The following is a 12,665-nucleotide window of genomic DNA, read 5'->3' as shown; positions in this document are numbered from 1 at the left end:
GCTTGTGGGATCGGCGGCTTCCGCTGACTCGGCATGGACTCAGTACGTAGCGGCAGTGGATTGTGCGCGCACGCCCTGCTTATTCAGGCCAGTGCACACGGTTGCCAAGCGATCGCGAAAGTGCGCAGCCAGGTCGGCGTTGAAGCCTTCGCGAACCACGATGCGCAACACCGCAACGTCTTCGGCGTTAGCCGGCATGGTGTAGGCCGGCACTTGCCAGCCGAAGGCTCGTAGCTCGTGGGAGAGTTCGAATGCCGTGAAGCCGGCGTCGTCGACCACTTCGAATGTCAGCACAGGCACCGCCGAGCCATCGCTGACCAGTTGTAGCCCGTGGATGGCCTCGATCTGCTTGCCAAGCCACACTGCGGTGTCGCGCAGTGTCGACATGATGCTGGTGTACCCGCGGCGACCGAGGCGCAAGAAGTTGTAGTACTGCCCGACTACTTCGTTGCCGGGGCGGGAGAAGTTCAGCGTGAACGTCGGCATCTCGCCGCCCAGATAGTTGACCCGGAACACGAGATCCTCTGGCAGATACTCGTGGCCGCGCCACACCACAAAACCGATGCCCGGGTATGTGAGTCCGTACTTGTGGCCGCTGACGTTGATTGAGACCACCCGGTCGAGCCGGAAATCCCACTGCAGTTGTGGGTGCAAAAAGGGCGCGACGAATCCACCGATCGCCGCATCTACGTGCACCGGTACGTCGAGCCCGCGCGCGCCAGCGAGATCGTCGAGCGCGCTGACGATGTCGGCGATCGGGTCCAACTCACCGGTGAAGGTCGTGCCCAGGATCGTGACCGCTCCGATGGTGTTCTCGTCGGCGGCCTGCCGCACCTGCTCGGGTGTGACGACGTAGCGGCCCTTCTCGATCGGCAGATAGCGCGCCTCGACGTCGAAGTAGCGGCAGAACTTCTCCCACACGACCTGAACGTTGTTGCCTAGTATCAGGTTCGGGCGGGTGGCATCCTGGTTCGCGGCTTTGCGCGCAGCGCGCCAGCGCCACTTCAGTGCAAGCCCGCCGAGCATCACTGCCTCAGAGGATCCGATGGTTGACACCCCGGTCGCGCTGGCCGGGTCATCAGACGACAATCCGGGGGCGTGGAACAGGTCGGCGACGATGCTCACGCAGCGTTGCTCGATCGCAGCGGTCGCCGGGTACTCGTCCTTGTCGATCAGATTCTTATCGAACGTCTCGGTCATGAGCTGCTCGGCCTCGGGTTCCATCCAGGTGGTGACGAACGTCGCTAGGTTCAGCCGCGAACTTCCATCGAGCATCAGCTCGTCGTGGATAAACCGGTAGGCGACCCGTGGATCCTGCGTAGCTGCCGGAAGTCGCAGCGCCGGAATATGGTTTATTTCAAAGCGTCCGGTGTAAGCGGGCATGATGGCCCCACCGTGGTAATGATGACGTGGTTGAGTCATTGCTGCCTCCTGGGCGGCCCGCGGCAGAGTTGGCTGTGGAGGGTACGGCAACGCCACATTGATCGTCTCCGTCGAAACCCGCGCATATGGAGCTAATCCCAGCTGGTCTTTGGCGAGGCGCGCATCAACCTTGGAGGACCGAATCACCCAGGTCTTTATGCCCCACGGGGTCCAAGTGCGTCCTCGACAGGTCGCAGTGTTAGACCAGCTACGCGCCGTGGCTTTCTAATTCGGTGTCGTGACCGGTGTTCGTAACCCTACACGGATGGACCAGGCCCGAGGCGACATCCGTTGTACTCCCAGCACGAATCACGCGTGAAATGTCCGGCCTCGTGGGTGGACGCGACAACGCTGGGGGTTGTCAGACTGTGTAGTGGGCACGCAATGGTTCGCAGGGCCCTTTGCGACTCCGGAGCCGCCGCCGTCACACCCAAATGGAGAGCATGGTGACCGCTTGACCGACGTGCGGCACGTCTTGGCGGAGCCGCGCTGCCAGCAAATCCTTACCAGACGACCAACGAGGTGCAGAAGTGGTTAACGTGGGACACGCGGAAAAGCCTGAGATCGACACGACAAAATTTTTGCCACACGCATGGAAAGCAGCGCTGGCGTCGGGGCTGGTAGCAGTCATACTCGGCGTGCTGATTTTGGTGTGGCCCGGCATATCGATACTGGTCGCGTCCGTGCTATTCGGGGTGTATCTGCTCGCAATCGGCTGCGCCCAGGTGTTCGCCGCCTTCACGTTGCCGGTATCTGCGGGAGGTCGGATTGTACTTTTCATCGGCGCCGGCGCGGCGTTGATCGTTGCGATACTGACCTTTCGACACTTCGGCCAGGCGTATGCGGTGCTGTTGATGGCGATTTGGATCGCCATCGGCTTTATCTTCCATGGCGTCGCAACGACAGTCGCCGCTATCAGCCATCCTGGGATGCCGGCACGCGGGTGGCGGGTCTTCTTCGGCATTCTCAGTCTGTTCGCCGGGATAATCGTGCTTGCGGCGCCGTTCACGTCGATCGTCACGTTGGCCCTCGCGGTGGGGGTCTGCCTGATTGTCATCGGGGCGTTCGAGATCATATCGGCGGTCCGCATGCGCGGGGACGTGAAAAGGGTCCGCGTCCGCGTGAGGCCTGCGACCGGCAATGCGGCGTAAGCCATGACTTGGCGGCCCTCAAAGGGTTTCGCGCCTGCCGCGGCGTACACGATCACTGGGTGGACGCGTGGTGGAGGGATTTTGTGATCCAGATGCGCTTGCCGTTGCGTGGGCCAATTTCTCCTGGGTCGGTGCGCCACAGCGATGATCCGACTTTAGAAACCAGAAACCCCGTCGACACAGCACTGAGACCGGGCCTGCGACTTCTTCAGGCTGGTCTTCTGAGGCTGAGGCGATCCTGAACCCAGCCGATGACAGCGGCACTACAACGTTTGGTGCGACGAAACGTTTGGTCCGACGAAGTGTTGGGGCACAACGCGGTCATGAAACGTTAATTGCTGCTCGATTCCGACACCTCGATCTTGCTGTGCTTGGTGGTTTGCGCCTTTGGTACATGAACAATCAACAGACCATGTGCAAGAGAAGCATCGACGTCATCGGCCCTAAGGTCACCAGGCAGGGTCACGCGATACTCGAAATTCCCGATACGACGCGTGCGCCGCCGCAGCAGACCCTCGCGCTTGCGCTCCTTGACTTCGCCGGTCACGACAAGTTCGTTGCCTTCCAGCTCCACGTCGACGTCCTCGGGGCGCACACCGGGCAGCTCGATCTCGACCACGTAGGCGGCGTCAGTCTCTGACACATCAGCGGCGGGCAACCATGCACCGTCACGGTCGGTACCACCAACTAGCGACTGCACGAGCCGGTCGAACTCGGAATAGATGTCCTCAAATCCACGGAATGGGCGCCACATCGTCGGGGTAGCGCCGACACGTCGCACAGGCAGAGTCATAACTGAACCTCCTCATTCGTACCGCTTGTGGTTCTAGAGTGCACTGCCGACACGGATGATCGCGTCGTACTGTCAAGCCGAATCCGGCTCCGCCATTTCACACTCCGGGTCCAAGCTTTTTCGTGGCCGAACGACCGCGGTGATGGCCACAACGCACTGCGCGATCGACTCTCGGTGGAGAGGCCGCCCACTTGGGGGCGCACCTGCCGGCAAGGTTTGAGCATCAACCCTGCCCAGCGGGGCGGCCCGCACCTGCCGCCGCGATGGCGGGGTGGGGGTGGAAGCAGTTCTGTGCGGGTTGCGCCCACTCGACACGTTGGTCAATGGTTCTGACGCGTTTGTACCTGTCCGCAAATGACGAAGCAGCCCTCAGGTTTGGCGCTGCCAGGGCGATCAAAATTGCGCACTACTGCCGCAGGCTGGCCTCGACTTCCCATATGGGTGCGTCATGTTGGTATCTGCTTGCGCGTCGGATCACGTCCTGCGGTGGTCGAATTCAATTGTCGCTCCGGCGATCCGGTGCAGTTCCCACATGCGCCGTCGCGAGATCTGTTCGGCCTGCCGGGTCCGTCCGATGCTGCCAGCGGTACCGTGGCCGACGCCATCGCCATCGGCGCTTGTCCGGGGTCAGTAACCGTGGGTCCGGACGGCACCTGCCTGTGCGTCACCCACTACGACACGCGTTCGGTCTCGATGGTCAACCTGGCGACCGGCACCGTTAAGGCGGTCGGCCTGCGGGACGCTCCGCTCGGCACGGTGTTCACCCCGGACGGCACCCACGTCTATGTGACCAATGAGCATTCACTGACCGTGATCGACACGACGACCACTAGCGCATACGACCTCGTCGCCGGCGACCTACCAGAGGTCTGCAGCTCAGTCCCGACGGAAAGCATGCCTACAGCACCAATTTCGGCGACGGCATGATCTCGGTGATCGATACCATCACCAACTCGATCACAGCGACCCTCGAGGTGCTAAGCCATCCCGAGGCGGTGGCGGTCAGCACAGATGGTGAGCGTGTCTATGTGGGCGACTACTGGTCGCGCGCCGTCGCGGTGATCTCGGTGCCAATGCTGCGCGACCTGCACGGCGACACGTGAAAGGCCACGCCATCAGCGTCGCTGTCACTGGTAAGACCCACCAGCGGGACCGGACTCGTTCGGCCGTCGAAGGTCACTCGTGCCGTCAGGACGAATTCGTACCTCGGTTTTCACCCCGGCGGGCGCTCGCGCAGAGCCAATCCGATTGCAAAGCTGGCTGTCGGGATGCGTACCGATGTGGCCACGACCCACTCGACTTGCGCGCCCCGAACACTCACAACTTGAGGAGATGCGATGACTCTCATGCGGTTCGACCCGTTCCGCGAACTCGACCGGTTTGCTGACCAGGCACTGACAAGCGCTCGGACGCCACAGACAATGCCGATGGAAGCCTTCCGGCGTGGTGATCAGTTCATCGTCGCCATCGATGTACCGGGCGTTGCCCAGGACGATGTGGACATCACCGTCGAACGCAACGTCATCGAACTCAGCGCTCGTCGCCAGCCTCTGCGGCAGGCGGGCGACGAGGTGATCATCGACGAGAGGCCGCAGGGCGAGTTCCGTCGGCAGCTTTTTCTCGGGGACAACCTCGATCCGGACAAACTGACGGCGCAATACGACCGCGGCGTGCTGACACTGACAATTCCGGTTTCGGAGGCGAGCAAGCCCCGCAAGATCGAAATCGGCCGGCCGATTGAAACACCGCACGCCGTCGATACGAAATCCGAAGTCAAACAACAGGTCAACGCTTAGGCGCCACGATGGCTGACACCACGCACGCGGTGGACCCGGACGCAGTCCGAACAGATCAACCCGCCCGCCGGGTCATCGCCACCTTCGACAATTATGCCGACGCGGAGCGGGCCGTTGACTACCTTGCGGATCAACACTTCGAGGTACAACGGGTCGCCATAATCGGCCGTGATCTGGAGCTGGTCGAACAGGTGACCGGTCGGACGAACTACGGGTGGGCCGCGCTGCGCGGTGCCGCCGCCGGCGCACTGACCGGGGGGTTGATCGGCTGGATCTTCGGCCTGTTCAACTGGTTATACCCGTTGATCGCCGGTCTGGTGCTGGCTTGCTATGGCGTCATTTTCGGCGCGGTCATCGGCGCGTTGACCGGCCTTGCGATGTACGCGTTTCAAGCCGGTCGGCGCGACTTCACCGCCGTGCGGTCGCTGCAGCCCAGGCACTTCGACGTCGTCGCCGATGCCGATCGGGCTGACCGCGCAATGCAACTGCTGAGCGGCGACGCAAACGAGAGGGGCAGGTAATGGCAACAGCAGTAGGAATCGACCTCGGCACGACCAACTCGGTGATAGCGGCGTGGCAGGGCGGCGAGCCGATCGTGATCCCCAACGCCGAGGGTGCCCGGACGACGCCGTCGGTGGTGGCGTTCACCGAAAGCGGTGAACGCCTCGTCGGCCAACTGGCCAGACGGCAATCGATAATGAATCCCAAAGGCACCATCTATTCCGCGAAACGGTTCATCGGCCGGCGCTTCGACGAAATCTCCGGAGAGGCCAAGGCGGTCAGTTTCGACGTCGTCAGGGGCGAAGGCGATGCTGTCCGCTTCGACGTGCGCGGCAAGAAATACTCGCCCGAGGAGATCAGCGCTCAGGTGCTGCGCAAACTCGTCGACGACGCGGGCAAATTCCTGGGTGAGCGGGTCAAGGAAGCGGTGATCACCGTTCCGGCCTATTTCAACGACGCCCAGCGCAACGCCACCAAGGATGCCGGCCGGATCGCGGGCCTCGAGGTGCTGCGCATCATTAACGAGCCCACGGCCGCGGCACTCGCCTACGGGCTGGACAAGAAGGGGCACGAGACGGTGCTCGTCTTCGACCTCGGTGGCGGCACGTTCGACGTCAGCCTGCTCGACGTGGGTGATGGGGTGGTCGAGGTCCGCGCCACGGCGGGTGATTCGCATCTGGGTGGCGATGACTTCGACCGCCGGCTCGTCGACTATCTCGCCGATGAGTTCCAGCGGGAGAACAACATCGATTTGCGGAAGGATCCGCAGGCGTTGCAGCGGCTGTTCGAGGCGGCCGAGAAGGCTAAGGTCGAGCTGTCGTCGGTGGCGCAGACCCAAGTGAATCTGCCTTTCATCACCGCCGACGCCAGCGGACCGAAGCATTTGACCACCACGATCATGCGGTCGAAGTTCGAGGACCTCAGCGCGGATCTGGTTGAGCGAACGATGGGTCCGGTGAAGCAGGCGATGAGCGACGCCAAGGTCACGGCGAACGACATCGACGAGGTGATCCTGGTGGGCGGATCGACTCGTATTCCCGCAGTCCAGGCTTTAGTCCGTCGCCTCACCGGCGGTAAGGACCCCAACATGAGCGTGAACCCCGACGAGGTTGTCGCGCTTGGCGCCGCGATCCAGGCCGGTGTGCTCAAGGGCGAGGTCTCCGACGTCTTGTTGCTCGACGTCACCCCATTGTCGCTGGGTGTGGAGACGGCTGGCGGGCTGATGACCAAGATCATCGAGCGCAACACCACCATCCCGGCACGGCGCAGCGAGGTGTTCACCACCGCGGCGGACAACCAGCCGGCTGTGGATGTCGTTGTGCTGCAGGGTGAACGGGAGCTGGCCCAGGACAACCGGGTGCTCGGTCGGTTCAAGCTGGAGAACATCCGCCCGGCGCCCAGGGGCGAGCCGCAGATCGAGGTGACCTTCGACATCGACGCCAACGGCATCCTGCAAGTCACAGCGCGCGATAAGGACACCGGCGCTGAGCAGGGCATCACCATCAGCGAGCAGTCCAACCTGGATAAAAGCGAGGTGGAGCGGATGCTCGCCGAGGCCGAGGCCAACCGCCGAGAGGACGAGCAACTGCGCGCAGCCGTCGAGGCGCGTAACGCACTCGACTCGGCGGCGTACCAGGTGGAGCGCCGCCTGGCAGAGCTGGGCGACTCGGCGGCGCCGCACGATCGGGCACGCGCCGAGATGCTGGTCGCCGACGCGCGCCAAGCCGTGAAGGAAGATGCACCGATGGACCGGGTCCAGTCCTTGACGTCTGAACTGCAGCAAGTGCTTTACGGGCTGCAACCCATGGCGTCCGGTGGCGGCAACGGGCAACCGACCGGCGGCGGCCAGGGCTCTGTCGTCGGTGACGACGACGTGGTCGACGCCGAATTCGACCGGGGATGAGCGGCAATGGCCAGCCCCGCAGAGCAGTCCAGGACCCAAGAGGACGATGACCGGGTGGCAGAAAAACAACCAGAAGCGGTTGCCTCCCAACCTGATTCGGACAACGAGCTGGCCAAGCTCGAGGACCGGTGGCGGCGCGCAGCCGCCGATCTGGACAATCTGCGCAAGCGGTATGCCCGTGAATTGGACCGCGAACGAACTACCGAACGATCCAGGGTGGCCGGTGCGTGGCTGCCCATCGTGGACAACCTGGAGCGGGCGATCAGTCATGCCGGTGACCAGTCCGACGCGGTCCTCGAGGGCGTGCGAAGCATTCTCGAACAAGCGCTACGGGTACTCGAGCAGCTCGGCTACCCGCGCGATGCGGAGGCAGGGGTGCCCTTCGACCCGGAGCGTCACGAGGTGGTCGGTGTGGTGGACCAGCCGGACAGCGTACCCGGCACGGTTGTCGAAGTGGTTCGACCGGGCTACGGCGAAGGTTCGAGGCAACTGCGGCCGGCGGCCGTGGTGGTGAGTCGACGCGGGGAGTGACGCTTCGTGGCCCGGGACTACTACGAAGTGCTCGGGGTGTCGCGGGACGCGACCGCCGATCAGATCCAGCGGGCGTTTCGCACATTGGCCCGCAAGTATCATCCCGACGTCAATAAGGATCCAGCGGCCGAAGAACGGTTCAAGGAGGTCAACGAGGCCTATCACGTGCTGTCGGACCCCGAAACCCGCAAGCGCTACGACCGATTCGGCGAAGACTTCCGCAAGGTTCCCGAGGACTGGGAAGAGCGGGTGGGCGCCGGTGCGGGTGGCTTCCGCGGCGGAGGGCCTTCCGGCGCTCGGGTGCGCTACGGCCGGGGCTTCGGCGGCGCCGGCGGCATCAACATCGAAGACCTTTTCGGCGACATGTTCGGCGGCAGTGGCGGATTCGGGCCGATTCCGGGCGCCGACCAGGAAGCGGTGCTGGAGCTCACCGTCGAGGAGGCTTACCGGGGCGGCAAACGGCAGATCTCACTCGATGGCCGCAACTACGGGGTCAACGTTCCCGCCGGTGTCATGGACGGTCAGCGGATCAGGCTGGCGGGAGAGGGCGGCCGAGGGAGTGGCGATGGACCGGCCGGAGATCTGTACCTGCGGGTGCGGATCAAGCCGCATCCCCGATTCCGGCTCGACGGACGCGACGTCACCGTCGATCTGCCGGTGTCGCCATGGGAGGCGGTGCTGGGGACCACTGTCGCTATTCGAACTCCCGGCGGGGAAGCCAAAGTTAAAGTGCCGCAGGGGTCGTCGACTGGCCGGAGGTTGCGGCTGCGCGGCGAAGGCATGCCCAACCCACGGGGTGCCGCGGGCGACCTCTACGCGGAGATCAAGGTGATGGTGCCGCCGAAACCCACAGCGCGGGAACGCGAGTTGTTCGAGCAACTGGCGGCCGAGTCCACGTTCGACCCCAGGAGGGGATGATGACGGCATCACGCTATGTCCTGGTGCGGCGGCCCGGAATGCAGCTCGACGACTTCGCAATGCGCTGCGGGTTGCATCCCGACATGGTGCGCCGGCTGGTCGCGCTCGGCCTCGTCGCTTGCCAGCAGGATGCCCACGGCGATCTCTGGTTCGAACCGTCTGCGTTGGTGACAGTCGCCCGCATCCAGCGGTTGAGGGCCGGGCTGGGACTGAACTACGCGGCGATCGGCCTGGTGCTCGACCTTTTGGACCACATCGAAGAGCTGGAATCCGGTTTTCGCCGAAGGAGGACATCGCGGTGGACGTCAACAAACTGACGCAGAAGTCACAGGAGGCGCTGGCCGAAGCGCAGAGCATCGCGACCCGGATGGGTCACAACGAGGTCGATGGCGAACATCTGTTGATGGCGCTGATCGACCAGCCCGAGGGTCTCGTACCGCGGCTGCTTGATCAGACCGGCGCCGACGCCGCGGCACTGCGCGCGGATCTGGAACGCGAGCTGAATCGGCGCCCGAAGGTGAGCGGCCCCGGCGCTGGGCCGGGCCAGGTGTCTGTCACCAGGCGCCTGGCGAACCTGCTGGAGGCCGCCGAGCGGGAAGCCAAGCGGCTCAAGGACGAATACGTGTCGGTGGAGCACCTCGTCATCGCACTCGCCGAAGAGGGTTCGGCGAGTGCCGCCGGACGGATTCTGGCCTCCCAAGGCGTTACTCGGGAATCGTTCCTCGGCGCGCTGACCAAGGTCCGCGGCAACCAACGGGTCACGTCAGCGTCGCCGGAGGGGGTCTACGAGGCGCTGGAGAAGTACGGCCGCGACCTGGTCGCCGAAGGTCGCGCCGGCAAGCTGGACCCGGTGATCGGCCGAGACGCCGAGATCCGCAGGGTGATCCAGATCCTCAGCCGCAAGACGAAGAACAATCCGGTGCTCATCGGCGACCCTGGCGTCGGCAAGACGGCGATTGTGGAGGGCCTGGCCCAGCGGATTGTGCGCGGCGATGTCCCGGAAGGGCTGCGGGACAAGACTATTTTCTCCCTCGACATGGGTTCGCTGGTGGCAGGTGCGAAGTATCGGGGCGAATTCGAGGAACGGCTGCAGGCGGTGCTATCGGAGGTGAAGGCCGGCGAGGGTCGAATCCTGCTGTTTGTCGACGAGTTGCACACGGTGGTCGGCGCCGGGGCGACGGAAGGTTCGCTGGACGCGGGCAACATGCTCAAGCCGATGCTGGCCCGCGGTGAGCTGCATATGATCGGTGCCACCACACTCGACGAGTACCGCAAACACATCGAGAATGACGCCGCCCTGGAGCGAAGGTTCCAGACGGTGCTGGTAGACGAACCCGATGTGGAGGACACCATCTCCATTCTGCGGGGGCTGCGCGAACGTTTGGAGGTATTTCACGGTGTCCGTATCCAGGACGGTGCGCTGGTAGCGGCGGCGACGCTCTCGCACCGCTATATCACCGACCGGTTCCTTCCGGACAAGGCGATTGACCTGGTCGACGAGGCGTGTGCGCGTCTGCGGACCGAGATCGATTCGATGCCTGCGGAATTGGACGAAATCACGCGGCGGGTGACCCGGTTGGAGATCGAAGAGGCCGCACTCGCGAAAGAGACCGACCCGGCCAGCAAGGCCCGTCTGGACGAACTCCGCAAAGAACTGGCCGATCTGCGGGCGGACGCCGATGCGCGGCACGCGCAGTGGGATGCCGAGCGACAGGCGATCCGCCGGGTGCAGGAATTGCGGGGACAGTTGGAGCAACTGCGGCATGAGGCCGAGGAAGCTGAGCGCAACTACGACCTGAACAGGGCAGCGGAACTGCGGTACGGACAGATCAGGGAACTCGAACGTAAGCTGCAAGCGGCCGAAGACCAACTCAAGGCCAAGCAGGGCGAGCGGCCGCTGTTGCGTGAGGTCGTCACCGCCGACGAGATCGCCGAAATCGTGGCCGCCTGGACCGGGATACCGGTCGCCCGCCTGCAAGAGGGCGAACGCGAAAAGCTCTTGCGGCTCGACGAAATCCTGCACGAACGGGTGGTGGGCCAGGACGAGGCGGTGCAACTCGTCGCCGATGCGGTGATCCGGGCCCGATCGGGAATTCGGGACCCGCGTCGGCCGATCGGCTCGTTCATCTTTCTCGGGCCCACCGGTGTCGGCAAGACCGAACTGGCGAAAACGCTGGCGGCCGCCCTGTTCGACAGCGAGGACAACATGGTGCGCCTGGACATGAGCGAATACCAGGAACGGCACACCGTAAGCCGGTTGGTCGGCGCGCCACCGGGGTATATCGGATACGACGAAGGCGGTCAGCTCACTGAGGCGGTGCGGCGCAAGCCCTACTCGGTCGTGCTTTTCGACGAGATCGAGAAGGCGCACGCCGATGTGTTCAACACCCTGCTTCAGGTGCTCGACGACGGTCGGCTCACCGATGCGCAGGGACGTCAGATCGACTTCCGCAACACGGTGGTCATCATGACCTCCAACATCGGATCGCATTACCTGCTCGACGGCGTAACCGCGGACGGCGAGATCAAGCCCGACGCCCGCGACCGGGTGATGGCCGAGTTGCGCGGACACTTCCGGCCCGAGTTTCTCAACCGGGTTGACGACATAGTGTTGTTCACCCCGCTGTCGATGCAGCAGCTCGAACGGATCGTCGAGTTGCAGCTGGCCGAGCTGCGGGATCGCCTGGCGGAAAGGCAAATTGAGCTGGACATCACCTCGGACGCTCGCCGGATGATCGCCGAACACGGTTACGATCCGGTGTACGGGGCACGACCGCTTCGCCGCTACATCGCCCACGAGGTGGAGACCAAGATCGGCCGGGCGTTGCTACGCGGCGACATCGCGGCCGGTGGCAAGATCCGCGTCACCGTGGACAATGGCGAACTCGCCGTGGCCTATTCGGAACCGGCCCTGGCGGCCTGACAGGGGAGGCGCCATGGAAACAGACACCGTGACATGCTCGCACTGCGGAAAACGCAACCGCGTACCCGCGGCGGCCGCGGGGAAGCCCCGGTGCGCCAACTGTCACCGTTGGCTGCCGTGGATCGCTGCGGCCAGCGACGGGGACTTCGCCGACGTTGCCGAAAAGGCCTCGGTTCCAGTACTTGTCGACCTTTGGGCAACCTGGTGTGGACCGTGCCGAATGGTGAGCCCGGCGCTGGAGCAGCTCGCCACCGAACGCGCCGGACAACTCAAACTGGTCAAGGTCGACGTGGACAAGGCGCCGGCGATTTCGCGGCGGTTCACGGTGCAGGCAGTGCCGACACTGCTGCTCCTTGACCACGGGCAAATACTGGCGCGTCAGTCGGGCGCCGCACCCATTGCTGTACTGCGTGATTGGCTTGACCAAGCGGTATCAACGACAACCAAGGAGGCGCGATCATGACGTCGACATTCACCGACCCCGACTTGGCGGCCATCCGCCGTGTCACTCCCAGAACTCCCGAAGGCTGCGAGGAATGTTTGCGTCTGCATACCCCGTGGGTGCATCTTCGGCTGTGCCTGAGCTGCGGGCACGTCGGATGTTGCGACTCGTCTCCGATGCGCCACGCTCGCAAACACGCCCACACAGTGGGCCATCCCATCGTCCAATCGTTCGAACCGGGCGAATCATGGCGTTGGTGTTATGTCCATGAAATCTTTGTCTGAG

Annotated in this window: 14 protein-coding genes; 12 read left to right on the top strand and 2 right to left on the bottom strand. The window is 63.9% G+C overall.

What is annotated here, in order from left to right; translation table 11 throughout:
• Positions 1–39: 39 nt before the first annotated feature.
• Positions 40–1,422, bottom strand: a complete 1,383-nt coding sequence (gene gad, locus MTY59_RS22610) for a glutamate decarboxylase (protein ID WP_221043135.1) — start codon at positions 1,420–1,422, stop codon at positions 40–42.
• A gap of 530 nt (positions 1,423–1,952) precedes the next feature.
• Here gad and MTY59_RS22605 point away from each other — a divergent pair.
• Positions 1,953–2,573, top strand: coding sequence for an HdeD family acid-resistance protein (locus MTY59_RS22605; RefSeq protein WP_250160635.1), 621 nt, complete (start codon positions 1,953–1,955; stop codon positions 2,571–2,573).
• 331 nt (positions 2,574–2,904) lie between these two features.
• On the opposite strand, the gene MTY59_RS22600 is transcribed toward MTY59_RS22605, so the two are convergent.
• Complete coding sequence (locus MTY59_RS22600; RefSeq protein WP_221043134.1) at positions 2,905–3,366, bottom strand: Hsp20/alpha crystallin family protein; 462 nt, start codon at positions 3,364–3,366, stop codon at positions 2,905–2,907.
• Between the two features lie 354 nt (positions 3,367–3,720).
• Here MTY59_RS22600 and MTY59_RS22595 point away from each other — a divergent pair, with 354 nt between their 5' ends.
• From MTY59_RS22595 to MTY59_RS22545, 11 genes are all read left to right on the top strand, one after another.
• Positions 3,721–4,293 carry a YncE family protein gene (locus MTY59_RS22595; RefSeq protein WP_221043133.1) on the top strand — a complete coding sequence of 191 codons (573 nt, stop codon included), beginning with the start codon at positions 3,721–3,723 and terminating at the stop codon, positions 4,291–4,293.
• Positions 4,290–4,469, top strand: coding sequence for a YncE family protein (locus MTY59_RS22590; RefSeq protein ID WP_250160634.1), 180 nt, complete (start codon positions 4,290–4,292; stop codon positions 4,467–4,469). Before MTY59_RS22595 ends, MTY59_RS22590 begins: the two co-directional genes overlap by 4 nt.
• A gap of 234 nt (positions 4,470–4,703) precedes the next feature.
• Entirely contained in the window at positions 4,704–5,162 is a 459-nt protein-coding gene (locus MTY59_RS22585; RefSeq protein WP_221043132.1) for an Hsp20/alpha crystallin family protein, read from the top strand.
• 8 nt (positions 5,163–5,170) lie between these two features.
• A complete protein-coding gene (locus MTY59_RS22580; protein ID WP_221043131.1) occupies positions 5,171–5,683 on the top strand; it encodes a YflT domain-containing protein in 513 nt (170 codons plus the stop codon).
• The gene (dnaK, locus tag MTY59_RS22575; RefSeq protein ID WP_221043130.1) at positions 5,683–7,566 is read left to right on the top strand and encodes a molecular chaperone DnaK; all 1,884 of its coding nucleotides are present in this window, start codon (positions 5,683–5,685) and stop codon (positions 7,564–7,566) included. Before MTY59_RS22580 ends, dnaK begins: the two co-directional genes overlap by 1 nt.
• A 6-nt stretch (positions 7,567–7,572) precedes the next feature.
• On the top strand, positions 7,573–8,097 hold the full coding sequence (locus tag MTY59_RS22570) for a nucleotide exchange factor GrpE (protein WP_221043129.1): 525 nt from the start codon (positions 7,573–7,575) through the stop codon (positions 8,095–8,097).
• Between the two features lie 6 nt (positions 8,098–8,103).
• Complete coding sequence (locus MTY59_RS22565; protein ID WP_221043128.1) at positions 8,104–9,015, top strand: DnaJ C-terminal domain-containing protein; 912 nt, start codon at positions 8,104–8,106, stop codon at positions 9,013–9,015.
• The gene (locus MTY59_RS22560; RefSeq protein WP_250160633.1) at positions 9,012–9,332 is read left to right on the top strand and encodes a chaperone modulator CbpM; all 321 of its coding nucleotides are present in this window, start codon (positions 9,012–9,014) and stop codon (positions 9,330–9,332) included. Before MTY59_RS22565 ends, MTY59_RS22560 begins: the two co-directional genes overlap by 4 nt.
• Complete coding sequence (gene clpB / locus MTY59_RS22555) at positions 9,314–11,938, top strand: ATP-dependent chaperone ClpB (RefSeq protein WP_221043127.1); 2,625 nt, start codon at positions 9,314–9,316, stop codon at positions 11,936–11,938. The genes MTY59_RS22560 and clpB overlap by 19 nt, the downstream gene beginning before the upstream one ends.
• 13 nt (positions 11,939–11,951) lie before the next feature.
• A complete protein-coding gene (gene trxA, locus MTY59_RS22550; RefSeq protein WP_221043126.1) occupies positions 11,952–12,401 on the top strand; it encodes a thioredoxin in 450 nt (149 codons plus the stop codon).
• Positions 12,398–12,664: a UBP-type zinc finger domain-containing protein gene (locus MTY59_RS22545; protein ID WP_221043125.1), complete on the top strand. Its 267-nt coding sequence runs from the start codon at positions 12,398–12,400 to the stop codon at positions 12,662–12,664. Before trxA ends, MTY59_RS22545 begins: the two co-directional genes overlap by 4 nt.
• Position 12,665: the final 1 nt, after the last annotated feature.

This window comes from Mycobacterium senriense (assembly GCF_019668465.1).
In the GTDB taxonomy this organism is placed as follows: Bacteria; Actinomycetota; Actinomycetes; order Mycobacteriales; family Mycobacteriaceae; genus Mycobacterium; species Mycobacterium senriense.
This window is presented reverse-complemented; position numbering and strand designations above follow the sequence as displayed.

Excerpts from the sequence above, each read along its gene's own strand:
- gad (WP_221043135.1), bottom strand. The coding sequence starts at position 1,422 with ATGACTCAACCACGTCATCATTACCACGGTGGGGCCATCATGCCCGCT.
- MTY59_RS22600 (WP_221043134.1), bottom strand. The coding sequence starts at position 3,366 with ATGACTCTGCCTGTGCGACGTGTCGGCGCTACCCCGACGATGTGGCGC.
- MTY59_RS22595 (WP_221043133.1), top strand. The coding sequence starts at position 3,721 with ATGACGAAGCAGCCCTCAGGTTTGGCGCTGCCAGGGCGATCAAAATTG.
- MTY59_RS22590 (WP_250160634.1), top strand. The coding sequence starts at position 4,290 with ATGATCTCGGTGATCGATACCATCACCAACTCGATCACAGCGACCCTC.
- MTY59_RS22585 (WP_221043132.1), top strand. The coding sequence starts at position 4,704 with ATGACTCTCATGCGGTTCGACCCGTTCCGCGAACTCGACCGGTTTGCT.
- MTY59_RS22580 (WP_221043131.1), top strand. The coding sequence starts at position 5,171 with ATGGCTGACACCACGCACGCGGTGGACCCGGACGCAGTCCGAACAGAT.
- dnaK (WP_221043130.1), top strand. The coding sequence starts at position 5,683 with ATGGCAACAGCAGTAGGAATCGACCTCGGCACGACCAACTCGGTGATA.
- MTY59_RS22570 (WP_221043129.1), top strand. The coding sequence starts at position 7,573 with ATGGCCAGCCCCGCAGAGCAGTCCAGGACCCAAGAGGACGATGACCGG.
- MTY59_RS22560 (WP_250160633.1), top strand. The coding sequence starts at position 9,012 with ATGATGACGGCATCACGCTATGTCCTGGTGCGGCGGCCCGGAATGCAG.
- trxA (WP_221043126.1), top strand. The coding sequence starts at position 11,952 with ATGGAAACAGACACCGTGACATGCTCGCACTGCGGAAAACGCAACCGC.
- MTY59_RS22545 (WP_221043125.1), top strand. The coding sequence starts at position 12,398 with ATGACGTCGACATTCACCGACCCCGACTTGGCGGCCATCCGCCGTGTC.